29 protein-coding genes and 1 riboswitch are annotated in these 25,796 nt (G+C 47.4%); of the genes, 19 read left to right on the top strand and 10 right to left on the bottom strand.

Annotated features, from left to right (window positions below):
- Positions 1–141 precede the first annotated feature (141 nt).
- The gene (locus ASG02_RS01840; RefSeq protein WP_056060271.1) at positions 142–1,023 is read right to left on the bottom strand and encodes a DUF1002 domain-containing protein; all 882 of its coding nucleotides are present in this window, start codon (positions 1,021–1,023) and stop codon (positions 142–144) included.
- A 193-nt stretch (positions 1,024–1,216) separates the two neighbouring features.
- Positions 1,217–1,323, top strand: a riboswitch (TPP riboswitch).
- Positions 1,324–1,395: 72 nt separating this feature from the next.
- On the opposite strand from ASG02_RS01840, the gene tenA reads away from it, so the two are divergent.
- Together tenA and ASG02_RS01850 are read left to right on the top strand one after the other, a co-directional pair.
- Positions 1,396–2,091 carry a thiaminase II gene (gene tenA / locus ASG02_RS01845; protein WP_056060274.1) on the top strand — a complete coding sequence of 232 codons (696 nt, stop codon included), beginning with the start codon at positions 1,396–1,398 and terminating at the stop codon, positions 2,089–2,091.
- Positions 2,092–2,142: 51 nt separating this feature from the next.
- On the top strand, positions 2,143–2,451 hold the full coding sequence (locus tag ASG02_RS01850; protein WP_056060278.1) for a hypothetical protein: 309 nt from the start codon (positions 2,143–2,145) through the stop codon (positions 2,449–2,451).
- A 30-nt stretch (positions 2,452–2,481) separates the two neighbouring features.
- On the opposite strand, the gene ASG02_RS01855 is transcribed toward ASG02_RS01850, so the two are convergent.
- On the bottom strand, positions 2,482–4,398 hold the full coding sequence (locus ASG02_RS01855; protein WP_056060280.1) for a glycoside hydrolase family 3 protein: 1,917 nt from the start codon (positions 4,396–4,398) through the stop codon (positions 2,482–2,484).
- Between the two features lie 201 nt (positions 4,399–4,599).
- Complete coding sequence (locus tag ASG02_RS01860) at positions 4,600–5,373, bottom strand: sporulation protein (RefSeq protein ID WP_056060283.1); 774 nt, start codon at positions 5,371–5,373, stop codon at positions 4,600–4,602.
- A gap of 110 nt (positions 5,374–5,483) precedes the next feature.
- Here ASG02_RS01860 and ASG02_RS01865 point away from each other — a divergent pair, with 110 nt between their 5' ends.
- The 7 genes from ASG02_RS01865 to ASG02_RS01895 all read left to right on the top strand — a co-directional run bounded on the left by ASG02_RS01865 (position 5,484) and on the right by ASG02_RS01895 (position 10,860).
- A complete protein-coding gene (locus ASG02_RS01865) occupies positions 5,484–6,668 on the top strand; it encodes an SAM-dependent methyltransferase (RefSeq protein WP_056060286.1) in 1,185 nt (394 codons plus the stop codon).
- Between the two features lie 30 nt (positions 6,669–6,698).
- Positions 6,699–7,124 (top strand): BrxA/BrxB family bacilliredoxin, encoded by a 426-nt coding sequence (locus ASG02_RS01870; RefSeq protein ID WP_023467616.1) that lies wholly within the window; start codon positions 6,699–6,701, stop codon positions 7,122–7,124.
- A 287-nt stretch (positions 7,125–7,411) separates the two neighbouring features.
- Positions 7,412–8,185, top strand: coding sequence for a transporter substrate-binding domain-containing protein (locus ASG02_RS01875; RefSeq protein ID WP_035409033.1), 774 nt, complete (start codon positions 7,412–7,414; stop codon positions 8,183–8,185).
- 57 nt (positions 8,186–8,242) lie between these two features.
- Complete coding sequence (locus ASG02_RS01880; RefSeq protein ID WP_035409731.1) at positions 8,243–8,902, top strand: amino acid ABC transporter permease; 660 nt, start codon at positions 8,243–8,245, stop codon at positions 8,900–8,902.
- A gap of 13 nt (positions 8,903–8,915) precedes the next feature.
- Entirely contained in the window at positions 8,916–9,638 is a 723-nt protein-coding gene (locus ASG02_RS01885; protein ID WP_035409728.1) for an amino acid ABC transporter ATP-binding protein, read from the top strand.
- 65 nt (positions 9,639–9,703) lie between these two features.
- Positions 9,704–10,240 carry a GNAT family N-acetyltransferase gene (locus ASG02_RS01890; RefSeq protein WP_056060289.1) on the top strand — a complete coding sequence of 179 codons (537 nt, stop codon included), beginning with the start codon at positions 9,704–9,706 and terminating at the stop codon, positions 10,238–10,240.
- Positions 10,222–10,860: an HD domain-containing protein gene (locus ASG02_RS01895; RefSeq protein ID WP_056060291.1), complete on the top strand. Its 639-nt coding sequence runs from the start codon at positions 10,222–10,224 to the stop codon at positions 10,858–10,860. Before ASG02_RS01890 ends, ASG02_RS01895 begins: the two co-directional genes overlap by 19 nt.
- A 59-nt stretch (positions 10,861–10,919) precedes the next feature.
- On the opposite strand, the gene ASG02_RS01900 is transcribed toward ASG02_RS01895, so the two are convergent.
- From ASG02_RS01900 to ASG02_RS01915, 4 genes are all read right to left on the bottom strand, one after another.
- Positions 10,920–11,633, bottom strand: coding sequence for a ZIP family metal transporter (locus ASG02_RS01900; RefSeq protein ID WP_056060293.1), 714 nt, complete (start codon positions 11,631–11,633; stop codon positions 10,920–10,922).
- A gap of 299 nt (positions 11,634–11,932) precedes the next feature.
- A complete protein-coding gene (fadH, locus tag ASG02_RS01905; protein ID WP_056060297.1) occupies positions 11,933–12,697 on the bottom strand; it encodes a 2,4-dienoyl-CoA reductase in 765 nt (254 codons plus the stop codon).
- Between the two features lie 84 nt (positions 12,698–12,781).
- Positions 12,782–13,717 carry a manganese-dependent inorganic pyrophosphatase gene (locus ASG02_RS01910; RefSeq protein WP_035409025.1) on the bottom strand — a complete coding sequence of 312 codons (936 nt, stop codon included), beginning with the start codon at positions 13,715–13,717 and terminating at the stop codon, positions 12,782–12,784.
- A gap of 57 nt (positions 13,718–13,774) precedes the next feature.
- Positions 13,775–14,851, bottom strand: coding sequence for an N-acetylglucosaminidase (locus ASG02_RS01915; RefSeq protein ID WP_056060300.1), 1,077 nt, complete (start codon positions 14,849–14,851; stop codon positions 13,775–13,777).
- Between the two features lie 87 nt (positions 14,852–14,938).
- On the opposite strand from ASG02_RS01915, the gene ASG02_RS01920 reads away from it, so the two are divergent.
- Positions 14,939–15,892 (top strand): aromatic acid exporter family protein, encoded by a 954-nt coding sequence (locus ASG02_RS01920; protein ID WP_035409021.1) that lies wholly within the window; start codon positions 14,939–14,941, stop codon positions 15,890–15,892.
- 231 nt (positions 15,893–16,123) lie between these two features.
- Positions 16,124–17,248, top strand: coding sequence for a M20/M25/M40 family metallo-hydrolase (locus ASG02_RS01925; RefSeq protein ID WP_056060303.1), 1,125 nt, complete (start codon positions 16,124–16,126; stop codon positions 17,246–17,248).
- A gap of 61 nt (positions 17,249–17,309) precedes the next feature.
- Here ASG02_RS01925 and ASG02_RS01930 read toward each other — a convergent pair whose 3' ends face one another.
- Positions 17,310–17,489, bottom strand: a complete 180-nt coding sequence (locus ASG02_RS01930; RefSeq protein ID WP_056060306.1) for a hypothetical protein — start codon at positions 17,487–17,489, stop codon at positions 17,310–17,312.
- 107 nt (positions 17,490–17,596) lie between these two features.
- Between ASG02_RS01930 and rnz the strand changes: the two genes are divergently transcribed.
- The 7 genes from rnz to ASG02_RS01965 are packed head-to-tail and all read left to right on the top strand — an operon-like array spanning position 17,597 to position 22,348.
- Positions 17,597–18,502: a ribonuclease Z gene (rnz, locus tag ASG02_RS01935; RefSeq protein WP_035409018.1), complete on the top strand. Its 906-nt coding sequence runs from the start codon at positions 17,597–17,599 to the stop codon at positions 18,500–18,502.
- A gap of 3 nt (positions 18,503–18,505) precedes the next feature.
- A complete protein-coding gene (locus ASG02_RS01940; protein WP_035409016.1) occupies positions 18,506–19,402 on the top strand; it encodes a hypothetical protein in 897 nt (298 codons plus the stop codon).
- Positions 19,399–19,803, top strand: coding sequence for a DUF4430 domain-containing protein (locus tag ASG02_RS01945; RefSeq protein ID WP_035409014.1), 405 nt, complete (start codon positions 19,399–19,401; stop codon positions 19,801–19,803). Before ASG02_RS01940 ends, ASG02_RS01945 begins: the two co-directional genes overlap by 4 nt.
- Positions 19,781–20,500 carry a hypothetical protein gene (locus ASG02_RS01950; RefSeq protein WP_056060308.1) on the top strand — a complete coding sequence of 240 codons (720 nt, stop codon included), beginning with the start codon at positions 19,781–19,783 and terminating at the stop codon, positions 20,498–20,500. The genes ASG02_RS01945 and ASG02_RS01950 overlap by 23 nt, the downstream gene beginning before the upstream one ends.
- Complete coding sequence (locus ASG02_RS01955) at positions 20,436–21,389, top strand: ATP-binding cassette domain-containing protein (protein WP_056060311.1); 954 nt, start codon at positions 20,436–20,438, stop codon at positions 21,387–21,389. The genes ASG02_RS01950 and ASG02_RS01955 overlap by 65 nt, the downstream gene beginning before the upstream one ends.
- Positions 21,386–21,949 (top strand): hypothetical protein, encoded by a 564-nt coding sequence (locus tag ASG02_RS01960; protein WP_056060314.1) that lies wholly within the window; start codon positions 21,386–21,388, stop codon positions 21,947–21,949. Before ASG02_RS01955 ends, ASG02_RS01960 begins: the two co-directional genes overlap by 4 nt.
- Before the next feature lie 27 nt (positions 21,950–21,976).
- Positions 21,977–22,348, top strand: a complete 372-nt coding sequence (locus tag ASG02_RS01965) for a hypothetical protein (RefSeq protein ID WP_056060317.1) — start codon at positions 21,977–21,979, stop codon at positions 22,346–22,348.
- 42 nt (positions 22,349–22,390) lie between these two features.
- Here the strand turns inward: ASG02_RS01965 and ASG02_RS01970 are convergent, their stop codons facing one another.
- Positions 22,391–23,206, bottom strand: a complete 816-nt coding sequence (locus ASG02_RS01970) for an SDR family oxidoreductase (protein ID WP_056060320.1) — start codon at positions 23,204–23,206, stop codon at positions 22,391–22,393.
- A gap of 145 nt (positions 23,207–23,351) precedes the next feature.
- Here ASG02_RS01970 and ASG02_RS01975 point away from each other — a divergent pair, with 145 nt between their 5' ends.
- Entirely contained in the window at positions 23,352–24,812 is a 1,461-nt protein-coding gene (locus tag ASG02_RS01975; RefSeq protein WP_056060323.1) for an MDR family MFS transporter, read from the top strand.
- 43 nt (positions 24,813–24,855) lie between these two features.
- Here the strand turns inward: ASG02_RS01975 and ASG02_RS01980 are convergent, their stop codons facing one another.
- Positions 24,856–25,755, bottom strand: coding sequence for a DMT family transporter (locus tag ASG02_RS01980; RefSeq protein WP_056060326.1), 900 nt, complete (start codon positions 25,753–25,755; stop codon positions 24,856–24,858).
- Between the last annotated feature and the right edge of the window lie 41 nt (positions 25,756–25,796).

A 25,796-nucleotide genomic window follows, 5' to 3' on the forward strand; every position in this document is an offset into this window, starting at 1 on the left:
CATTCCATGAAAAATCGCGCGCAACAGATACAATTGTTCCATTAACCAATGTTTGCACGCAGCAAAGTCCATCATTTCACACCACCTTTCGTTTCAGATACAAACAGTTTACCATTATCTTGTTAATTGCGGAAGTCTGAATTATTTGAACACACCAGCAATCGAGCTGAAGAAGTCACTCAGACCATCAAATAATTTAGCGAAGAATCCTTTCGTCTCCTCGGACGTTGCAAACGCATGGATGTCTTGACCAGCATTTTTCAGTCCACTCTCGATTTGCCCCCAGTTGATGTTCGCTTGCTCCATTTGATTGAATAGATTCGTCAACCGATCCATCTGTGCATCAGACAGTTGGATGTTGTTGTTTTGAATGACTTGGACGATCAGGTTTTCGATCTCGACTTTTGTTTCCGGTTTTTGATTCGCGATTTCGGCCTTGATCTCATTCATCAAATCAGCGACTTTATCTGTCCCGACTGTCTTCCCGACGTCTGATGTTACCGATAATTCTTGCTGTGCTAAATCTTTCCGTTCGTCACTCAGCTTGATTCCGGTCTCAGCCGAAGTTTGATCATAGGCTTTCATGATTCCTGTCAGTGCCGATGTTCCAGTCACTTTATAAGGAGAAGTGATCGTGATGTCGGCATCTTTGACACCTGCCGTGACGAGAGCGTTCAAATACATATCCTTCGTCACCCACGTGATGTTTTCCGTCGCAACGGAAAGTCCGTCACCTTTTTCCGTCAATTCGATCTTAGCGGATGAATACATGTTGCCGCCCTTTTGTGACTGGGGGATGTTTTTCCCGAGGTATTTTTCTTCGTCTGCAGAGGTTGCGATGATCGGTGTGATACCTTCCGGTGCATTGAGACGTGAAAGCACCCAAGCCTTATCTTTTGCGCCGAGTGACTCACCGAGAGTGACGATCGTCTTATCGACGACCTGCTCGGCGGATGCGGCTGTCGGAATTAATAAAGCAGAAGCGATAACGGCTGACGCCATGATTTTTGTTGGTGTATGCATAATGAAATCCTCCAATTGTAAGTAACAGAATGAATTATAGTATCAGGTACTAAAATTAGTGTACGAGAACGAAAGAAGTTCGGAATCGGTCTGTAGATGGAGACGATATCCGCCTTCTGACACTCCATAGTATAGCGAAAAGAGGACAACTTGACTTCCATTTTCAGCATGCTATAGTGGATTTGAATCGAATAATGACCACTAGGGGAGTCGGTTGACCGACTGAGACGAACGAAGACGTTCGGACCCTTTGAACCTGATTAAGTTCGTACTTACGGAGGGAAGTGGCGTCAAGTCTTGTTCTTCTTGCGCCATGCCCGTGTGTTTCGGGGTGGTGTTTTTTCGTTTCATAAAAACGAGGAGGATGAGATCATGATATTCACACAAGAAATCAAACAAGCAGCACAAGCGTATTGGGACAGTAGTTTTACGCACCCATTCGTTCAAGGAATCGGCGAGGGAACGTTACCGCTCTCGAAATTTCGACATTATGTCATGCAGGATGCGTATTACTTAAAACACTTTGCGAAGATTCAAGCGAAGGCAGCGTCAAAAGCAGATGACTTTGCGACGATCGCGACACTTGCCGAGCACGCGACTTCGACATATGGGGCAGAATTGAGCTTGCATCAATCATTTTTCGAGCCGCTTGGTATCATGGAAACAGACCTTGAAGCATTTGAACCGGCACCAACGGCATATGCTTACGTCTCACACATGCATCATGCGAGTGAAGGGACGCTTGGTGAGACGATTGCTGCCATCTTGCCATGTTACTGGTTGTATTATGAAGTTGGGCAACAATTGTTGACGTGTACACCGGATGAAAAAATCTATCAGCAATGGATCGACACATATAGTTCGGAATGGTTCGAAAAGGTCGTCTTTAAACAGATTGCACGGCTTGATGCGTTGGCGGAACAAGCAAGCCCGACTGAACGAGAGCGGATGAAACGGCATTTCGTGACGAGCTGTTATTATGAGTTGCTGTTTTGGCATATGGGATGGACGGAAGAAACGTTTACGTCGATTTACGAGACGATTTCAGCACGGACGGTATCTTCTTAAACGAATAGATGGTAGAATTAGGTATATATCATAGTGAGAGTAGGGATCAAAATGGAAATCTTCATCATTTTGCTGATCATTATCGTTGCCTACGTTGTACAACGTATGCTTGGAAAAGCGAACGTTAGATTTGCTGGATATATCATCCCCCTTTTAGTGACGGTGTATGGCACATATGCTACCATCTGGAATTTGAAGGTGACGTTCAAGTTTGAATTTAGCGTCGGTAGCTTCATTTCGACTGTCATAATGATTGTCATTTATGGACTGCTGATCTACTCACTTTACCGCGTCTACTGTCGAGCTAAAGCAGAAGCTGAATATCCGTATCAATCGTTAAAAGACCGAGGCATCCTTTAAAGGAGTCTCGGTCTTTTGTGTATCATGTTCTCATTTTTTCCAATTTTTAAAGCCGTCACCGAATTCGAGATGCAGTTGATCGGTAAAGATACCGTTCTGAAAGACCGGCACATCAACTGGTAAGGTGCCTTGCGGTTTGAACGTTCCGAAGATGGCTCGAATACCGGCAGGAAGATTTGGTCCCGCTGATTTCAGATTGCCTGCTTCGGAGTCCGGTCCGTTCGGATCCCCTTTAAAACCATAGACGAGGACGTGTGCCGGTGCGTCCGGTTGAACGGCGACATCGTATGGATTGCGGAGGCTAAGCAAGACGGATGGTATATCTGTTTGTTTCGCATACCGGAAGATTGAAGCCGGAATCGCTTGCTCTGGTGCAGTAGGCAGTAGTTTGGCACTCGTATTGACGTTTGAACCGACGATGATGTAATCTGCTGCATCGAGTTGTGCCCGTAGTGTCGGGTTTTGGTCGAGCGGTAGCGTAGTAGCCGAGTAATTTGCTGTCGTTACGTGCCAGTTCCGGTTCTTAGGTAGGGAAGCAATCGTCTTTTTCATGCTGTCCGTTTGATCCGTCGCAGGGGCAATCACAAGAACGTTTGCATTCTTTTTCGGCTTGAAGGGTAACGTCCGTTGATCATTTTTCACGAGTGTGACCGCGGCTTCCGTCATCGCGCGTTCTTTTGCTTTATGTTCGGGACTACCGACGATTTGGTTCGCTTGCGCGAGTTTATCAGCTAAGGATGTCGTATCCGTCGTGCCATTCCATATTCCGCGTTCTGCCTTCAGCGTCAGGATCCGTTCGACCGATTGATCAATCCGTTCCTCTGACAGACGTCCGTCTTTGACTGCCGCAATCACGTCCTTGAAAATCTGGTCGAGTTTTGTGACATCCTGCTCGGAACGAAGAATCGTCGGCATGAGCGCGATGTCGACACCGGCGTCAAATGTTTTCAGAACGGCTTCTGATTCCGTAAAATTGTCGGCGATCGCCTGCATATTCAATGCATCCGTGATGACGATGCCATCGTAGCCGAGCTTTTCGCGCAGTACGCCCGTGATGACGTCATCCGACAATGTCGCAGGTAAAGGGAAAGTGCCGTTTTTTGACGTGACGACTTCAGACTCGATTTGCGGCATTCCGATGTGTCCTGTCATGATCATATCAATGTCTTCGGCGATGGCTCGCTTGAACGGGACGAGCTCGACTTGTTCCAGCTCCTCCAGGGACCGGTCGACAACTGGCAAGCCATAATGGGAATCGGTCGCGGTATCGCCGTGACCTGGGAAGTGTTTCGCGGTCGCTGCGACGCCTTCAGTTTGAATACCCTTCATCAAAGCGGAACCGAGCGTTCCGACGAGCTCCGGGTCACTTGAGAACGAGCGAACACCGATGACGGGATTTCCAGGGTTACTGTTGACGTCAAGAACCGGACCGAAGTTGACATTGATGCCAAGCGCATGCAGTTCGGAACCGATGATATGACCGGCATCATTGGCATACGCGCTACTACGGGTCGCACCTAACGCCATATTGCCGGGTAAGTTCGTTCCTGTTCCGAGCCGAGTGACGATGCCACCTTCTTGGTCGATCGTGACAAAGAGCGGAATATCGTTGCTGTCATCTTGTTTGACGACTTCTTGCAGATCATGAACGAGTTTTGTCGTCTGTTCGGTTTCACTGACGTTCTCAGCAAACAAAATGACGCCACCTAAATCATAGCGGTCGATGATGTTCGCAACTTCCGGAGCAAGCGACGTATGGTTACTGCCATTCCACTGCCGGAAGTCCGGCATGATCATCTGTCCGATTTTTTGTTCGAGTGTCATCGTGTCGATTTTTTGACTGATCCGATCTACTGAAGATCCTGCCTCTGCCATGACAGGCAAACTACTTGAAACGAGTACTGCTGCGAGTCCTGCTGTTAACGTGAATTGCCCGATCCTTTTCATGATGTACATCCTCCTCTAGTCAAACCACGACTGGAATTCTTTTCAATACGGACAGTATAGCAAGGTGCTTGTTTTAAAACAATATTTTATTTGAAAACGATTACATTAGCAAATAAGTTTTAATAATGTTTTTGTGCATTCTAATTTGAACAAAAAAATGACTCCCCTTGAAGAGGAATCACTTTTTAGTCATTCGATCGATTAGCTATAGCGCTCCACGATGTTTGTCAGCTGGCGTTCGACAAATGACTGATCCTGCAGTTCACTATTGGATAGGCGTAGTTTGATCATCGACTCATCCGCTCCAGCCATTTCACTGAACAATGATCCGAGACTATGCGCACGACGATCGACTTGGACGATTAAATCAATCCCTGAGCTGTCTTGGAGCATGATGATTTCGATCTCATCCAGTTTATGAGCGTAGTGTGTATTGCGTGCTGAGTATTCAAGTTCCTGAGCAATCGGTAAATCTTTACGGAATCGTCCAGGTAATTTTTCTGTATCGGCTTTCTTTAACCGGAAGCCAAGTGACTCCATGGCATCTAAGACCGTCGTTTGGTAACGGTTTGCTTCGACGATGACAGCGTCACGGTCCGACGGATCAACGGATTGTGCGATGTCAAGTCCGGTCTCGATCCATGATTTCGATTGGCTGACGGAGAGTGGCGTATTTAGTGGCACACGTAATGTGAATGGAATTTCCCGCTCGACACCCGCTTCGATCGTGAACTTCGCTTCATTTAAGGCAAACCGGTCGAGCGTAAAGGTCGTAAACGTCGTACTATCATTGATTTCTTGTTTGTACTGCGTGTTGAATTCAAGATAAATCCGGTCAATTTCTTGATCGACGTTTCCACCTTTGATATGGACGACACCGTGGATTTGACCGCCTGGTTCACAGCGATCATCCGTCAACCGTGTGTCGACCGTTGCAGCACCGATTCCGATTTGTGAGAGAATTTTTTTGAACATGATGCATTCCTCCTTTTGATTACGTACGAATGATGAAGCGTGTAAACTTGTCGAACAGGTACGAATTTGCTACAGTTTCGAAAGAACATTAGAAAAGGACGGGACGACTAGTGGAACTACATGAATTAAAAGCGAGCCTTGCTTCGAAAATCACGCAAGGAGTACTGATCCATGCAACGATGAGCAATCCACGTCAAAAATCCAATGATCTCCGACGAATCAAGGTAAAACCGATTCTATTAAGAGATACGGTGATGATGCAGGTTGAGTTTCAATTTGAACGCGTCATGAAGCATGAAAATATTTTAGTGGAGGATTTCATCGGTCGACTCGATGACTGGTTCACGGAATTCCGGCAATTCCTCTTCCGTTTTGAAGAAGAAGAATGGCAGTTCCAGCTCTCGAAAAAGATGAAAGTCGCGATCAAGACATCCCAAAAGGAACCGATGAAAGCACTCTTATCGCATGACCGAAAAAAAACCTATTTATTAGAAGACGGTGTACCGGTTCCGTTTCTGATTCGTCTAGGTGTGATGACGGAAGCAGGGCAAGTCAAAAAACAGAAGTACGATAAGTTCAAGCAAATCAATCGCTTCCTTGAATTCGTCGAGGATAGCATCGCCGCCTTACCAACAGGAAAAAAACTGCGGATTTTAGACTTTGGTTGCGGGAAATCGTATTTGACGTTCGCTCTCTACCATTATTTAAAAGTCGTCAAAGGATTCGACCTTGAAGTGACAGGTCTTGATTTAAAGAAAGAAGTTATCGAAGAATGTACGCAAATTGCACGTGATCTGGATTATACCGATCTGACATTCCGCGTCGGAGACGTTCATGATTATACAGGGGAGACGGAAGTCGACCTGATGGTGACGCTTCACGCTTGTGATGTCGCGACGGACGTCGCACTCGCGCGAGCTGTCGACTGGAATGCATCAGTCATCCTGAGTGTACCGTGTTGTCAAAAGGAACTGAACCGTCAATTGGACTGCGCTCCGCTTGATGTCATGCTCCAGCACGGACTGATCAAAGAAAAATTCGCATCACTTGCGACGGACTCGATTCGTGCCGAGTTATTGACGCTTGTAGGATATGAAGCGCAATTGCTTGAATTCATCGATCTTGAGCACACACCGAAGAACATCTTGATCCGTGCGTACAAACAAAACAAGCGACCAACGGAAGAAAAAATCGACCGGTACATCGCATTCCGTGATCTGTTGCAGGCACGACCATTTTTAGAAAATGAATTAAGCGGCAGACTTGGACAGATTTCACCGAAACTCGTACAATAAGAAGGAGAACGAATCAAAGGAGGCAATACGATGGATTTCCAAATGTATTTTGAAGATGTCGTCCAAACAGCCCGCAAAGAAGCGCAAGCTGCTGGATTTGAAGAATTAACGACGCCAGAGAGCGTGGATGAAGCAATGAAACGGGAAGGTCTGACACTTGTCCTTGTCAATTCTGTTTGTGGATGTGCTGGCGGGATCGCCCGTCCTGCAGCAGCGTACGTCAATCGGAAAGAGGGCATCAAGCCCGATCATTTCGTCACGGTATTCGCTGGACAAGATCGCGAAGCGACAGACCGTGCGCGTGAATATTTCGAAGGTTATCCACCTTCATCTCCATCCTTTGCGTTAATGCAAGATGGAAACATCCTCTCGATGGTCGAGCGCTTCGACATCGAATCGTTCACGGCGGAAGAAGTCGTCGAGAAACTTGAATCATTAATTGAAATCTACGCCTAAGCGAAGAAGACTCCTGAAAAAGGAGTCTTTTTTTGTGTATTCATAAGACTAAAATAATAAATTTTAAATTTGAAAACGTTTGCAAAATTGTATAAACAGTCATTTATGCATGATTTATGAATAGAAAGTCAAAAAAATTTATATATTTATGCTTTACAGTGAATAAATATTCGTATATCCTAAAAGCAATAGAACAGGTCAGGCTTTTCGGTATTGAATTGGACATACACATAAGTCATACTATTGTTAAAGTTCTGACAATTGAGCGTTGGAAGGGGAAAACTCGAATGAAAAAATTATTAGCAACGGCAATGGCAGGCATTCTGGCAGTCACAATGGCAGCATGTGGCGCGTCGGAAGAATCAACAGGTGGATCAAGTAAGGATGATAAAGTATTGACGATGGGAACATCAGCGGATTACTTCCCATTTGAATACATCGATACGAAAAAAGGAGAAGACATCGTCGGCTTCGACGTTGCGATCGCCAAAGAAGTTACGAAAAATCTTGGATATAAATTAAAAATCGAAGATATGGAATTCGGTAGTCTACTTGGTGCGCTTAGCTCAGGTCGTGTGGATTTCGTCATGGCGGGCATGACACCAACGGAAGAACGGAAGAAAAATGCTGACTTCACGGACATTTACTTCGAATCGAAAAACTTAGTCATGACGAAGGATAAAGCGATCAGTTCAGAAGATGAACTCAAAGGTAAAAAAATCGGTGTCCAGCTTGGTTCGATTCAAGAGGGACTCGCGAAAGACCGCTTTAAAGACAGCGAAACGGTTCCATTGAACAAAATTCCAGAAATCATTCAAGAATTGAATACAGGTCGGATCGATGCCCTCATTATCGAGGATGCAGTCGCCGTCAAATACATGGATCAAGATGCCTCCCTGAAAACGTACCAGATTAAAGAAGATGGTCCAGCTGGTTCAGCAATCGCCTTCAAAAAAGGGGATAAGATGCGTGACGATTTCAACAAAGAGCTGAAGAAAATGATTGACAGTGGTGAAATCGATAAATTAGCAGAAGAGTGGTTCCAAAAAGAAGCAAAATAAGTCAAGTGCATGGGGGTGGGGGTAACCTCATCCCTTTTGTGCGACGTTAGGAGATTGATTATGATAGACTTTACAAAGATTCAAGATTCAATTCCATATATTCTCGAGGGCATTCCGGTCCTCTTCCAAGTCGTCATCGTAGCAGCCATTGCCGGGATGCTGATCGGAATCGTCGTCGCGGCACTAAAAATCACAAAAAGTCGAATCCTCCGTTTTATCGGACATGCCTACACAGCGATTTTCCGGGGTACACCACTGATTTTGCAACTGGCAATCGTTCACTTCGGATTACCGCAACTAACTGGATATGTCACGACAGGATACCAATCAGCAATCATCGCCTTCTCTTTGAACTCCGGAGCGTATATTTCGGAAATCATTCGGGCAGGGATTCAGGCTGTTGATCGTGGACAATGGGAAGCAGCAGACGCGCTCGGTATTTCGTATTTCAAACAACTGCGTTCGATCATTTTGCCGCAAGCCTTTAAAAATATCCTCCCAGCGATCATGAACGAATTGATCACGTTGACGAAGGAGTCGGCGCTTGTCTCGACGGTCGGCGTGCTTGATGTCATGCGCCGGGCGCAAATCGTCGGAGGAGAAAAGGCAATCTATTTCGAACCGTTATTGTTTGCCGGATTCGTATATTTTGTTCTTGTCATGGGATTGAGCTTGATAGGCCAACAAGTCGAAAAAGCTATGAGAAAGAGTGGGTAATCAGATGGAACCTATGATCCAAGTCACCGATTTGCATAAGCAGTTCGGAAAATTAGAAGTATTAAAAGGTATCTCGACGACGGTTACACGCGGTGAAGTCGTCGCTGTCATCGGACCGTCGGGATCTGGTAAATCAACATTTCTACGATGTATCAATTTACTTGAACAACCAACGAGTGGGACGATCATCGTCGATGGTTTTGAACTGACAAAACCAAAGGCGAACATCTCGAAAGCACGTCAGAACATCGGCATGGTTTTCCAACAGTTCAACTTGTTCCCGCATAAGTCTGTCCTTGATAATCTGACGTACGCACCAATCAACGTCCTCGGAATTTCAAAGGACGAGGCGATTAAACGAGCGGAGACGTTACTGGAACGTGTCGGTTTAGCGGAAAAACGCGATAATTACCCGAATCAGTTGTCAGGTGGACAAAAACAACGGGTCGCGATCGCCCGCGCACTTGCGATGGAACCGAACGTCATGCTGTTCGATGAACCGACATCAGCCCTTGACCCAGAGATGGTCAACGAAGTGCTAGACGTCATGAAGCAGCTTGCTGAGAGTGGAATGACGATGGTCATCGTGACGCATGAGATGGGCTTCGCAAAAGAAGTCGCCGATCGTGTCTTGTTCCTCGATGAAGGAATTTTAATGGAAGAAGGTTCACCAGTCGAACTCTTCGACAATCCGAAGACGGACCGAGCGAAAAAATTCCTCGAAAAAGTTTTATGATCACCGTACGCTAACTCTGAAAAGGGGTTAGCGTTTTTCGATTTTTAATATAGAGGGGGATAAGAATGAAAAAACTGCTGGAAGGTCATCTTACTCGTCTGACACGTTTTCAACCAGAAGATACCGAAGTGATGCAACGATTGCTTGACGATGCGACATTCGCCCGTCATTTTAGTGCAACGCCATATCGTCATTTATCCATGGATAAGATTGAAAAGATGATGGCGACGGATGCACCGGAGACGTTTCGATTTGCGATCCGGAACTTTGAAGATGAACGGATGATTGGAGTCGTTGCATTAGAAGATATCTTACCAGCACACGGAACGGCGTGGTTGATGATCGGCATCGATCCGGATTGTGAAGGGCAAGGGTATGCGACGGATGCGCTACAGACGATCCTCAAATATGCCTTCTTAGAGCTGAATTTGTACCGGATTCAATTGACGGTCTTTGAGTATAATACACGTGCGGTTCAGCTGTACGAGCGACTTGGGTTCGTGCAGGAAGGAAGATACCGTGCTTTTTTACGACGAGACGGAGAGCGGCATGACATGATACTGTATGGATTACTTGAACCGGAATGGAGGGGTCGACAATGATTCAAGAAACGGAAGCGTTCGTCCGGTCGTTTCATGCGACGGACTTTTCAGGTCATGATTATGCTCACATTGAACGAGTTCGCCGTTTAGCGTTACATATTGCAAAACAGGAAGGCGGGAATACCCGGATCATCGAATTAGCAGCCTTACTTCATGACGTAGCAGATAGCAAACTCGGGGGAACGGCAGAGACGGTCGCCACCTTTTTGCAAGGAAAGGTGGCAGAGGAGGAACAGGAACAGATTTTAAACATTATCACGAGCTTGTCCTATAAAGATGGCACACGTCCACCAATGCGAACGATCGAAGGACAAGTCGTCCAAGACGCCGACCGTCTCGATGCGATCGGCGCAATCGGGATTGCGCGAACGTTTCAGTTTGCTGGTCGGTTCGGGGAGCCAATGCATGTGCCAGGACTAACACCACGAAAGCCGGGTGATCGAACAGGCGAGACAAGTGCCCTGAATCATTTTGAAGAAAAGTTATTCCGACTAAAAGATTTAATGAATACGAAGACAGCCCATCATTTAGCGGAGGAACGGCATCGCTACATGGAAGAGTTCGTGGCTCGTTTTAAGGAGGAATGGGAGGGGGTTACGGGAGGAACAGGTGAATTTTAAATTGTTTAACACATAAGGCGCGTTGTCCGGTTCGTTTCCCAGACAACGCGCCTTATGTATTAACTGAGGATGATGGCAGTAATTAATCCAAGTGCTGCGAACAGACCAACGATCGCACCGCCTTCCTCGTGAGCTTCCGGCATCATCGTCGAAGCGAGCATCGCGATGATCCCACCGCTTGCGAAGCCACCGATCATGGCGAAATGCATGTCCGGTAGTTCTGCGAGAACCGTGTAGCCGGCGAGTGAGGCGAGGGCAGAGATCAACCAGACGACTCCCCACATCAACAAGACTTTTTTCTTCGAAAAGCCATCTTTTCGTAACCCCGTCGTACTCGATAAACCTTCCGGGATGTTACTGACGAAAATTGCCGCGACGAGTGCCGCGCTGACATTTCCAGATAACAGACTGGCACCGATCATGATCGATTCCGGGATGGCATCAAGAATCGTCCCAAAGAAAATCGCCGTCCCCGTGCCTTCATTCCCACCAGATGAGCGTTTCCGTTTACTCGCGCCGCGTGACGAGACGAACAAATCAAAGCCCGTAAAGACAAGTGCCCCGACGATAAAGGAAATCGCAACGACGAACGTTGTTGATTTCTTTAATGCCTCATCGAGCAACTCAAATGTCGCTGCTCCAATCAAAATTCCTGTTCCAAACGACATGATGTAACCGATCAGTCGTTGTTTTAAGGGTAAGTACAGTCCAAACAAGGCGCCAATGACAACGGCGCCACCTGCTAACGCACCCCAACCGAACGCACCCCACATATGAACGCCTCCTTCTTGTACTTTCTACCTGTTCTAGATAATTCATAAACATAGCGAAAAGAAAGAAAAATAGTTCGAGACGAATGTAAGGGGCTGACTCAAAAAAAAGAATGCCGCGTCTTTTCACGCTCTTTCCTCAGGCGAGACACAAGCTAGTTTTCCTGCTTCATTCAAGCAGGAAAGCAGATCTTGTTCGTCTCTGACAGCGCAAAAATGCGCTTTTTCCTGTAGGAGTGGCGTGAAACGCGTCATTCTTATCTTTGTGGAGAATGACTTCTTAAGTAATTAAATCTCAATCATCAGAATGGTTGTTTATTTAACCAATGACCACCGTCAAGAGCGATGCATTCTCCGTTCAAGTAGCGGGCTTGGTCTGATACCATCCAGGTTGCAAGCGTCGCGATCTCTTCCGGTGTTCCGAATCGACCGAGTGGGACGTTGCGGCGAATTCGTTCCGCGTGTTCTGGTGATAAAGCAAGTTTATCAGCACCACCCGTCCGTTCGATCGGCCCCGGACTGATCGCGTTGACACGGGCTTGATATTTATAGCCCCATTCGACGGCAAGCGTCCGCGTCAAGTTCAGCACGCCGGCTTTTGCAGCAGCACTCGGAGCGACACCGGCACCTGCCTGCCATGCATAAGAAGCGACGATATTGACGATTTGACCGCCAGCGACTTGATCTTCCTGCCAACCTTTGACAAGAGCGTGACAGCAGTTAAATGTCCCGTTAAGGACGATATCGATGACCGTCTTCCATCCATTCGGCGATAATTCGTCGGTTGGACAGATGAAGTTCCCGGCAGCATTGTTGATTAATGCCTCGAGACGACCGAACCGTTCGCGTGCTTGCTTGACAGCAGCAAGACAAGCGTCCGCGTCACGGACATCCATCTGAATCGTCAGATGCTCGCCTTGAATCTGTTCCAATGCTTCATCCATCAGGCGCAAGCGTTCTGCGTCACGTCCTGTGACGACGACATTCCAGCCAGCTTCCTTTAAAGCGATTGCCATCGCTTTTCCCATACCGTTTGTTCCACCCGTCACCATGATTGTTTGTGTCATATTGATTCCTCCTTTATGTAATGAATGAACGACCATTCATATTCTTTATTCAAAAAAGAAGGAGCGAACTCCTTCTTTTTTTACTTATTGTGTTGCAAGAGCTGTATCTGTTAAAACAGGAACGACTTGTTTCTTACGTGAAACGACACCTTCGAGGTAGACGAGGTTGTTCGTCGCTTCAAGACCATAAGCACGTTCGACGAGATTCGCTTCTTTCCCGAGGACGAGTCCGACTGAGTTGTTCGTCAAGATATCCGTGACGATGAAGACGAACAAATCAAGACCTTTTGCAAGGATGACTTCGTTGATCGCTGTTTCGAGTTCTTCTTGGCGAAGCAAAACTTCAGCTGTATCGACCGTGTTGACTTGAGCGATTTCGACTTTGAGTGTTCCCATCGTGAATTCTTTTGCGTCAAGCGAGATCAATTCAGGAACGGTTTTCTTCGAGAGATCAGCTCCAGCTTTGAGCATCTCAAGACCGTAGACGTTCGCATCGACACCGGCGATTTCTGCGAGTTCACGAGCTGCGATGATATCTTGCTCTGTGCAAGTCGGTGATTTGAACAGAAGCGAGTCAGAAATGATCGCTGATAGCATCAGACCAGCGATTTCTGGTTTGATTGCAACACCATGCTCTTTGTAGAGCTTGTTAAGGATCGTTGCTGTACAACCGACTGGTTCTGCCCGGTAATAGACAGGATCCGATGTCTCGAAGTTTGCGATTCGGTGATGGTCGATGACTTCTGTTACGGTAACAGCGTCGATATCGTTCGCACTTTGCTGACGTTCGTTGTGGTCGACTAAGATGACGTGTGACGCTTCTGTCGCGACCTCTGTCACTAGACGTGGTGCTGAAACTTTGAACGTATCGAGCGCGAATAACGTTTCATCATTCATCTCACCAAGACGGATTGCTTCGGCATTGACACCGAGCGCTTTCTTTAATTCTGCATAAGCGATTGCCGATGTGATCGTATCGGTATCAGGATTTTTATGACCAAATACTAAAACTTTTTCCATGACGTGTTCACTCCTCAATGATTGTTGTCTCGCCCTATAGTGTATCATATCTCGGATTTAGAAGGCGTTCATTTTCACTAGGATACCAGCGATTTTTTCGCTCCAGAAGGGGTCTGATGCGTAAAAGACATTCATTCCTTTTTGTTTGTTCCCGAGGTACGCCCCGCGGAAATAACGTCCATCCCGATCAAGATAGTCCTTTGCGATGAATCGGCCGGTCTGCTCGATTGAATCCGTCAAGGATTTATAAGCAGTCGCATCTTCTCCCGGGGCAGAATCCGTCGCATTGACGCCGAATAGATTATTTTTTTCGCGGGCAATCTCAGACCGTCCATAGTCGGATTCGTGGATGGCGTGTGCAAGCAGGTAGGCCGCGTTGACCCGGTATTTCTTTTCAACGGATTTAAAGACTTTTCCTTTCCCGACCAAGGGGCTGTCCGGCGCTTGCTCCTTGATGAACGCATCGAGTTGTTTGGCACTCAGGCGCGTCGGTTTCGTCAAATCACGTGTCAGTGTCTTCGATTCGACGTATTTGCTCGTCCGAGACGTCGCGTTCGTCGCTTCACCAGCGACAATCAATCCACCAAGTCCACCGTCAGCAACGATGTAGTGAAGGAGTCGATTTCCCTTCGTCTGATAGTACGACGGATTCGAGACACGTTCTGCCGGGAACGGACGTAAGCGATCCGTTGGAACATAACCAGTTGCGCCTGCGACGCTGACGCGACTCGTCTGTTCACCGAACTGAAGCAACTGGACGCGTGTGCCGGAAGCGACGTAGGTAAGCCGTTTCTTTAAATCGACGTCACGATGAATCGACAGAATACCGCGATCATCGACGATCCCGGTACCTTGTCCACCGAGATAGACGTAGCGGTCATCGGAAGCGCGTTTTACCGCACCACGCTGACCCGCATACTCCTTTGCCTCGGCGAACGTTTGGAAGTCTTGTTCGTTGATTGTACCTTTCTCATAGCGCTCAGCTGTATAAGGAGCCGGTGGGGATAAAACTGTCTTCGGTTCCTCACGAAGCCAAAAGAACAAGAGAATGCCGATGAGGAAAAAGAAGAGTAACCCTTTTAGTGAGCTAGTCCGGCGCACGGGGCGACCAGGACGGATAGTGCGTGTCGTCAAAGAAAATCACGTCCTTTAAAAAGCAATGGACATTCGTGTCCAACGTAGGTAGTCTAACAAAGAAAAACAAATGGGGAGGTGAATCTGATGCAAATCGGTTATCGAACGCTGAAGACCGCAGTCGCTGCCGCGCTCGCGATGTGGATCGCGGAGCGACTCAAGCTCGATTATTACGTTTTCGCTGCGATCATTGCGATCTTGAGTATCCAATCGACACGAAAGAAGACATTTCGGTCGTCTTACGAACGGATCATGGCGTCATTACTTGCCATCGTACTTGGATTCATTCTGTTCGAAGTCATCGGCTATCGTCCGGTTACGTTATTGATCTATTTCATTTTATTCCTTCCATCCGTTCAACGCCTCCGACTTCAGGACGGTTTCATCACGAGTGTCGTCATACTGACACATTTGTATACGGAACGTCAGCTCAACGCACACATCCTGTTGAATGAATCCTTATTGCTCGGAATTGGTGTTGGTGTCGGAATGCTTGTCAACATGTACATGCCAAGTCTTGATTTGTTGATCGATGACCGACGGGAAAAGATTGATCAACGGATCGCGTCCTTATTCTATGAAGTCGCGGCCGCGATCGAGACAGGGCGAGTCAATCATCATGCGTTGACGCTTGACGAGACGGAACGTCTGTTACATGAGGGAAAAGATGCTGCCTTAAAACGGATGGGGAATGCGATCGGTCGACGTAATGACGATGAGGACTATGCCTATTTCCGGATGCGCGAACAACAATTCGAGCTCCTACGTGGCATCGTCCATCATGCGGAGGAACTTGTTCTCGTCGTCGAAGAAGGAAAAAAAGTCGCCGCCTTCTTTCGGACGATTGGCGACAATGTCCGACCTGAAGCCGACGCAATGGTATACATTTTAGAACTAGAAGCGCTATTGACGCGTTTTCGTGCCTCTGCCTTACCCGTCACGCGGGAGGAGTTCGAGGTTCGATCTGCCTTGTTGCATATGCTGCAGGAAGCAGAGCAATATTTGCGTCTCAAACAACGCTACGTCAATCAAAAGAAATAGAACATCGTTGAAGCGAATGTTCCGAGTAGGAAAATCGCTAAGATTCCGATCGTCGTCCATTTAATGATCCGTTGTTGTTTCGATGGTCTTGCCATATCGTCATGTCCTCCTCTCTCATATCGACTGATTACTGCCATTGTACAAACAACCTTTCAGAAGTGCAAATGGCTGTCAGGATGGTATACTAATAAAGCGCTATTGGATTGAAGTATATTAGAGGAGGTTTTTTTCATGGTCAATGAACAACGCGTATTGGATACGTTTTTAGAGCTTGTCCAGATCGATTCGGAATCAAAAGAGGAAGCACGGATTTGTGCTCACTTGAAAAAAACGTTTGAGGATCTCGGATGTGACGTTTTTGAGGATGACGCTTCGTCTAAGACGGAACACAAAGGAAATAACTTGATCGTCACGCTTCCGGCAACAAAAGACGGGGTCGATAAAATTTATTTCACTTCCCATATGGATACAGTATTCCCGGGTCAAGGCATCAAACCAATCATCGAGGACGGTTATGTCAAGACGGACGGCACGACGATTCTTGGAGCAGATGATAAAACGGGACTCGCTTCACTAATTGAACTCGTTCATGTACTCAATGAGACAAAACAACCACACGGAAAAATCCAGTTCGTCATTACAGTCGGTGAAGAATCTGGACTTGTTGGGGCGATGGTCCTCGATTCATCGAAAATTGATGCGGATTACGGTTTCGCACTCGATTCAGACGGAAAAGTAGGGGACATCATCACCGCTGCTCCGACGCAAGCAAAAGTCAATGCGAAGATTTTTGGAAAAACAGCTCACGCTGGTGTTGCACCAGAAAAAGGGGTCTCGGCGATTACGATTGCTTCAAAAGCCATCGCGAAGATGCCACTCGGTCGGATTGATGAAGAGACGACAGCTAACATCGGACGGTTCAGCGGTGGTGGTCCATCAACGAACATCGTTTGTGATTATGTAGAAATTTTCGCGGAAGCACGTTCACTCGTTGCTCCGAAGATGGAAGCGCAGACTGAGAAGATGAAAGCGGCGTTTGAAGAAGCAGCGGCAGAACTCGGTGGTCGTGCCGAAGTGGAAGTCAAAGTCATGTACCCAGGCTTCAAGTTCGAAGATGGAGATCAAGTTGTCGAAGTCGCAAAAGCAGCCATCACACAACTTGGACGTACACCACGACTCTTGCATTCTGGTGGCGGATCAGATGCCAATGTCATCGCTGGTTTCGGTATCCCAACGGTCAACTTGGCGGTCGGATATGAAGATATCCATACGACGAATGAGAAGATGCCAATCGAAGAACTCGTCAAAACAGCGGAACTTTGTGTGACGTTAGTCGATTACATCACGAACAAATAAGCTGATGGAACACAAAAAGAGTGTATCGCGACATTGCGATACACTCTTTATCATTGTACGATTAAACTACTTGAGGACGATCCACATATTCCATAGACTCTAAAACGAGTTCTTCTGTACATAATAAGGTCGAAGCGATTTCATCGATTTGAATCGACTTTCCGTATTTTTGCCGATAACTCTCGTTTAGTTTACGGGCTTCCCGGACGATCCAGGCATATGTCCGTTCAATCTTAGTCATGGAAAAACCACCTTCCAAATCTGAATAGGTACAGTTTACCATGCTTCAACAGACGAAAGGTGTATTTTGTGTATAAAAAATGCTAATTTTACGAAAAGGGGAAAAAGATGGAATTTTATTTTTTAGGGACAGGAGCCGGTATGCCGTCAAAACAACGGAACGTTACTTCGATTGCCTTGTTACACCCCAAAATGACCTGGTTGTTCGATTGTGGAGAGGCGACGCAACATCAAATCTTACACAGTCCGATTAAACCACGAAAAGTCAACGCGATCTTCATCACCCATTTACATGGGGATCATATTTTTGGATTACCAGGATTTATCAGTACGCGAGCTGCCTTAGAAGGAACGACACCGCTAACGATCTATGGACCGACAGGGATTAAGGAATGGATGGACGCGACATTAAGGATTACAGGAACCTATTTACGTTATCCACTCCAGATCGTTGAAGTCGAAGATGGTCAAACATACGAACAAGATGGTTTCCGCGTGACGGTGCGGTCACTTGAGCACCGTTTTCCGGCGTTCGGGTACCGCCTAGAAGGACCAGAAGAGCGTGGGGCATTGCGTGTCGATGCACTGAAGGCACTTGGAGTTCCTTCCGGTCCACTCTATCGCCGAATCACACTGGAAGAAACCTTTGAATTCGATGGCACGGTCTACGCATCGTCTGACTTTTTAGAATCTCCCAAACCAGGTGTCAAGCTAGCGGTTCTTGGCGATACGATGCCGTGCGCGGCGTCGATAGAGCTCGCGCGAGATGTCGATGTATTAGTCCATGAAGCGACGTTTGCCGATCGAGAAGTCGAACATGCGGGACGCTTCGGTCACTCGACTGCTCGACAGGCAGCTGTCATCGCGGATACGGCGCAGGTAAAAAAGCTCCTCTTGACGCACGTATCTGCGCGTTATGTCGATCAAGAAGAAGTACTGGAACAAGAGGCACGAGAAGTATTTGCAAACAGCCATCTCATGTTTGATCACCGGGTCGTCCCGGTCAAAGGGTAAAAGATGGACTTTCTCATTTTATGGGCACTCTTTTTACTGGCTGCTAGTGGCTTAGCGTTTTTACTTGAACGGCGAACGGAAAAAGAAACCTACTTGTATATGAAGTTCATTTTTTATGCGTGTCTCGGCGCCGTGTCGTTTCCAGTCTATGATATTCAATTACCGCTCGGCATCATCATCTTTTTGATCGTGTTGCATCCGAAAAAGAATTCACGTTATAAACGATACATGGCATTATTCGGGTTCTTGTTCTTCCTGTTTCAACTGTTCCTCGGACCGTTTGATGCCGGAACGTTGCGGGAAGAAACTCAACAGATTGGTCGCGTGACCATCACGGATGATTCGTTCGATCGCTTTCTCGCACAAGTCGAACGCCGTGTCGGAGAAGACGGATTACGGTTGGAACAAAGCCAGCTAATGTTCGATCGAGGCGGGAATCTACGGAATGCTTCGTTTGAGATGCTCGTCCAAACTCCGAAACGGTTCATTCGTTATGATGTCAGTTATCAAGAGTTGACCGGAACGATTTCCTATCGACCACGTGAAGAGTTGGCAACGAAATCATTGATATCGTATTATCAAAAACTGATTGATGCGAACCAATCGTTTGAGACGTTACGAAAACTCTCGATGCATGAGATTTTACATGATTCCAAAACCCCCTATGTCGAGATGGATCTCGATGGGCTCTACGAAACGTTTAGTCTGCAGGATGCGACAGTATTTTTGATTGATGACAAAGGAAAACTTATTCCGTATGTTAATACAGGGGACGATGTCTTAGCGAATGCGATTCGCCTGACCTATCTGCGGTCTGACGGTCAATCATTACGAGACAAAACCATTCTGTTATACAATTACAGCTTTGAGACCTCAAGGCGAAAAGGAGTCGTACGATGAAAAAATGGTTATTTGCTGCAAGTATCGTGTTACTTGCCGGTTGCGCAGAAGCAAAAGAGGAACAACAAACAGCGTCTTGTGAGACCGAAGTCAAGGTGTCGGTCGTGGATCACGTCAAGGATAAGACATTATTCGATAAAGACGTGTGTTTAAATAAAAAAGATACAGCACTGGATGCGCTTGAAGATACAACGCTTGATGTCGTTAAAACAGGTAAAGGTGAGATGGCATATGTAACGGCAGTCGATGGGATTCGTGAAAAGTCAGCTGGAGCAGGGAGTGGCTGGGTCTTCGGTGTCAACGGAAAACCCGGGGAAGTCGGTGCCGGGAGTTATGAACTGAAAAAAGGAGACCGTCTCGAATGGCGGTTTGAAAAAGATGCAATGGCTTATTTTGAGTAAACCAGAACGGGAGCGACTTCACCCAGTGAACGTCGCTCTCTTTTTCATCGGGATGATTACGATCCCGTTCGTCCTCACACATGATCAAACGATCATCGTGGTCTATCATCTACTCTTGTTCTTATTCGTTCAAGAGCGGACTATTTTTCGATATCTCTTACTTCCTGCTCTCTATGCCGTCATGATGTGTGTACCACTCCTATATGGAGCAAGCATCGATTCGTTTGCCATATATGAAACGACGATCCAGGTGACATTATTCGTCACCTCAAGTCAATGGATCTTCACGTTAGTTCGACTTGATCAGATGGGACCGTTGTTTCGTCTCCTACCCCGACTAACACGATTGACGGGTATGGTCCTGGCACTAATTCCCTCGTTTTTACGGACTTGGCCGGAGGTTAAGATGAGTCATCCTGATGCGTCGCTTGGCATTCGTCTGGAACGGATGGCGGCCTATCATATCATCCCGATCGAAGCGGCACCGTCTCGTTTACGACCGTTCGCGCGACGAGATGTTCAGACCGGAGTCCTGCTAACAATGGGAGTCCTGCTTTGTTTCACATCATGGGCAATCGCTTCGGCTCTGTTGCTACCAATATCATTATTAGTTACAAAGGGAGGAATGCGGGATGCCTATCATGTATACCGACAACGATCGAGAAGAGCGACTGCGACATCAGGCAATCGAGCATGATCAATCGGTCTTGACACCAGAGCGCCTCCTACATGGACGTGTCCGGGACTTGCTTGCGACCGTCTCCTTATTTCGAGCCGGAGAACTCGCGACCTTACTTGGCTTAGAAGCCTTTTTTGAAGCGGAGTCGAGTGAACTTTCGGCTGGGGAACAACAGCTCGTCGGACTCGGTCATGCCTTGTCTTCGTCACCGAAGACACTTTTTTTGTCGGAACCGTTTCTCTTTCTTGATCATGTCAGACGCAAGCGATTAATGGGATTGCTTGAAGAAATCGAACGACGGTTTGGTTGTCAGATCCATTGTTCGATGACGATCCAATCCGACCTCTCGCTGACGAGTGAATCGGCTGAAACAACTGGACGTTTCCTGAACCAAATCGAAAACGTTCAACATCGTTATCCGTTGCAGACACGCTATGCACTGGTGACAGGAAAATTGTCATTTCATCAAGGCGAACGGATTGCGATCGTCGGTGCGAATGGGAGTGGAAAGTCGACGCTACTACGTCTCGCACTCGGTGTCGAACGCCCGCTTTACGGAAAAGTTCGGCGGGCGGGAGAGATGCATTATGTACCAGCGCATCCAATGCTCGCACCACTAGACGACCGAAGCGGTGGTTTTGCAGTGCAAAAGAAGCGTCTTTTGGACGACATCAATTGGAGTAAAGACAGTTATTATTTTGATGAACCGACGGCTGGACTTGATGATAGAGCGCGAATGGATTTTGTCGCATCGTGGAAGAAAAATCCAACGAATCTTATCGTTATGGCGACACATGATCCAGTTCTAATTCGGGCAGCGCAGCGGATCATCTATCTCGTGCACGGAGAAGTGGCTTTCGATGGACCGACGAAGCACTTTTTACAAGAAAGTCGGTTGTTCGTATGATCGTCGTAACGGTTCTGATCGTTTCTTTGTTCTTGATCATGTTTGAGAGACTTCAGGTGACAGATCAACGATTACGGTTCATCGCTATCATGACGGCAGCGGCAATCGTTGGACGTTTGTTGTTTTCCAGTTTGCCGAACATTCAGCCAGCAACGGCCATCGTCTTATTAGTAGCCGTCTTCGTTCATCCAATCGCCGGTGCTATCTCTGGGATGCTCGTCGTCGTATTGACGAGTTTATTTTTAGGAAGCGGTCCATTCGTCCTATTTCAGGCACTGGCGTATGCAACGATTGCCAGTCTAGGATTCATTCCGTTTCTTCGATCCCGGATCGTATTGACTGGGTATGGATTTCTCGCTGGTTTCTTATATGGATGGGTGAGCAATCTCGGGTTCTTGGTATTGACGGGATTCTCGTGGCAAGCCTTTTTGACATTACTTGTGACCGGGGGAACGTTTGACTTACTTCATGGATTCAGTAACGCGGTATTCATCTGGATATTGTTTCCGATTTTTTTACGAATTTTGCATTCATTCGATGAAAAGAGGGGTACAGAATAGTAACATACCGAACAGGAGGGAAGGCATATGCTGGGATCATCGATTTCGCTTGCTTATGTCGTCATGTTACTCATCGTCTCGAGCGTCGGCTTAGTGTTTGGTAGTATTTTGTTGATGAAAGGTACCATTAGAGGACGCTACGCCGCTTGTTACTTACTCGCTGCCTCCGTTTTCCCGGGCGCCATGTTGATTACCTCATCAGAAGGATTACAATGGCAATATTTACGATTCGAGAGTTCATGGTTCCTCGCGATTGTTTCCTGGTTACTCGTCTTATCGACGGGGTACCTCGTCTCAATCACGGGTGCGCTCGTCGTTCGTTATCTGTATCATTATACGATGACATTTGATCGCGTCAAACGTTATGTGACGCGACGCTTTCGTCATCGCGAAGCGTAAATACAAAAACGGAAGAACCAGCTATCTGGCTCTTCCGTTTTTTCATGAATTCGCGTACAGGAGATCTTCTTCTGTCGAGGATTCTTGCTGACGTGCAGGATTTTGGATTCGTCCTGTTACTTCCGTTAGGAGACGACGCGGCAGGAGACGAGACAAGGAAACCATGGCCCGGTTGCTTACACCTGGAACGACGACGCGGCGTCCTTTGAGCATGCCACGGTACCCAGCGAATGCGACGAGGTGTGACGGCATACTCTTGAACGGTAGCGTGATGTTCGCCCGGTCGAAGAAGTTCGTATCGGTCGGTCCTGGGCAGAGACAAGTCACACTGACACCCGAGCCGTCGACTTCTGTCGCAAGTGCTTCCGAGAACGACAGGACATAGGCTTTCGTTGCATAGTAGACACTCATGTATGGTCCTGGCATGAAGGCAGCAACGGATGCGACATTCAAGATGCGTCCGAAGCCACGTTCGACCATTCCCGGTAAGAGACGTTTCGTCAAATCCGTCAAGGCGACGACGTTGACCTGGATCGAGTTAATGTCTTCTGTTGGATCGATTTCCGCAAAGCGTCCCGACGTGGCGAAGCCGGCATTATTGAACAATAGATCGACCGTCAATTCTTGTTCCTCTAAGTATTGCACGAGACGATCAACGCTGTCGCTTAGTGATAAATCAGCAGCGAATACATAGACTTTGATCTGATAGCGTTTTTCAAGGACCTGTTGAAGCTCCTTCAATTTTTTCTCATTGCGGGCAACGAGTACACAATCGAAGCCATCTCGCGCCGCGAGAACAGCGAGATCCAGTCCGATTCCACCCGATGCACCGGTAATCAGTGCCGTTTTTCGTAACATAGGACATTCCTCCATTCGAAATCGTGAATCTGAGTCTAGTGTATACCATTCCATACCGTTCCCGCGAATCCTGTTTCATAAGCATTTACTTTTCTTATCACTGGTTCAACCAGTATGATAGAACAGTAGAGGGGAAGTGGAACAAATGAGGAAAAAAGTAACCGTCGCCTTGTTGCTCGCGACGTTTTTAGCCGCGATTGAGGGGACGATCGTTGCAACAGCAACACCTGTCATGGCGAGTGAATTGAACGGGGCGAAATTAGTCAGTTGGATCTTTGCTGGGTTCTTGTTGTTCATGGCGGTATCAACACCGATTTACGGCAAGATGGCAGATTTATATGGTCGAAAACGGGTTCTGTTATTCGGGATCGGCGTCTTCACCGTCGCTTCGTTAGCCTGTGGAATCGCTCAATCGATGGAGATGTTGATCGTTTTCCGCGCCGTTCAAGGAATCGGGGCAGGAGCTGTATTGCCGATCGCGATGACGATCATCGGTGATTTGTATACATATGAGGAGCGGGGGAAAATCCAAGGAGTGCTCAGCGCTGTCTGGGGAATCTCAGGTGTCGCTGGACCACTCGTCGGTGGATTCCTCGTCGAATCGCTTTCGTGGCGGTATATTTTCTTACTAAACGTACCGTTTGCGTTATTGTCGTTCTTCATGATCGTCGTTTACTACAAAGAGACGGTCCGTGAAACAGAGCGGAAAATCGATTACCGGGGTGCGTTATTGTTTGCGCTCGGGATGAGTGCGTTTCTTTACGGCTTATTATCGGGCAGTGAGTCGGAGACGTTCTTGCGGCCGATCATTCTAGCGAGCTTTTTCATTAGTTTCGTATTATTGTTCACGTTCTATCGGGTCGAGAAAAAGGCGAGCGATCCACTCTTGCCACCAGCAGTCATTCGCCATCCGGTCATTCTCGTGATCAACTTAGCGGTCTTCTTTTCCGCCTGGGTACTCGTCTCGATGTCAGCGTATATTCCGATTTTTGCCCAAGGGGTACTCGGCAAGAGTCCGACCGAAGCTGGTTTCATGTTGATGCCACTGTCGCTTTTTTGGACGCTGACCGCCATTATCGGTGGACGGACGATTGGTGTCGCCTCACCCCGGTATCGGACGATGACAGGAATGGGACTGCTGATCGTCGGTACAGTAATTTTATCGTTGATCACGCGCGAATCAAGTGATGTTTTCATCTATCTTGCCGTTTCGCTGATCGGAATTGGTTTTGGTCTCTCACAACCCGTCTTCATGGTCGTCCTGCAGACTTCTGTCGATTGGTCACTTCGTGGCTCAGCGACGGCCGTCAACTCGTTCTTGAGTACGACGGGACAGACGCTCGGTGTTGCGATCTTCGGTACGATCTTCAACCTATCCATCCTTCGTTCGTTTGCAGCGTCGGACACGCTTTCAGGGTACGCGATTGATCCATTTTTCCAATCGAGTACGGCAAAAACGTTCGGACAGGATGTGCAGTATGCGGCAGAACTCGCGTTATCACATGGATTACGTTACGTCTTCATCGGTGGCGTTCTTTGTGCGATTCTTGCGTTCGCGATGACATGGCGTTTACCGAAAGTTCGACCTGACGATCCACGATCGTAATGAAAAAGCGAACCAGGATGATGATCATCCTGGTTCGCTTTTGTCATGAGGAAGATTGACTAGTGGCACTTTCACGCTGGGCGAGCTGTTCACGAATATCACGTTCATTGCGTCGGAGGAACAATCCAATTCCAATCAAGAGTAAAGCAGCACCGGTGATTTGAATCCATGTTAACTTCTCATTAAACAGATAATACCCAAAGATCATGCCCCAAACCGCTTCGCCAAGGATCGTGATGCTGACGATGCTAGCGCTGACACGAGCGAGCGCCCAGTTGAATAAATTGTGACCGAGTAGCGTTGGGAAGACGGCAAGAAGAATATACAGCCACCAATCCTGTTGAAACGCAGCGACGAGATTCGTTGATTGAATCAACGATAATAAAAGCAGAACGATCGACGCCACGGCATAGACGCCGAACGAATAGAGGTTCGTCGAGACGCTTGTTCGGACATGTTGACCAAGCAACCAGTAACCGGCGACTAAAATCGTTGCGAGTAAGGCAAGACCATCTCCGATCAAGGCGCGCATGCCGACAGCGATATCTCCGTAAGCGACGAGACCGCCACCAAATAAGGCGACAGCGACGAACAGGAGTGCCTTGCGCGACGGGTGTTGTTTGAAAAATAACGCGTTACCGGCAAGGACAAAAATCGGACTTGCGGTCACGAAGAGCGTTGAGCTCGCAACTGTCGTATAATCAAGAGAGAGAAACCACAGCCAAAAATGCCCGGCGAGCAAAATGCCACTTAATAGCATATGCCGAATCGTCGACGAACTGAGTTGCAAAAGTTCCTTCAAGCGAATGAGTGGGAGCAACAATAAGGTCGAGAACAGCATGCGGTAAAAGGCGACAGCCTCGATCGGGGTCTCCGCCCATTTGACGAAGATTGCCGATGTTGAAATAAAGAATAAAGCCATGAATAACGTAAAATAGGGCATGGGTACCTCCACATGTCTGAAGTAAGGAAATGAGGGTGAAG

This window comes from Exiguobacterium sp. Leaf196, from assembly GCF_001423965.1.
Classification (GTDB): domain Bacteria; phylum Bacillota; class Bacilli; order Exiguobacteriales; family Exiguobacteriaceae; genus Exiguobacterium_A.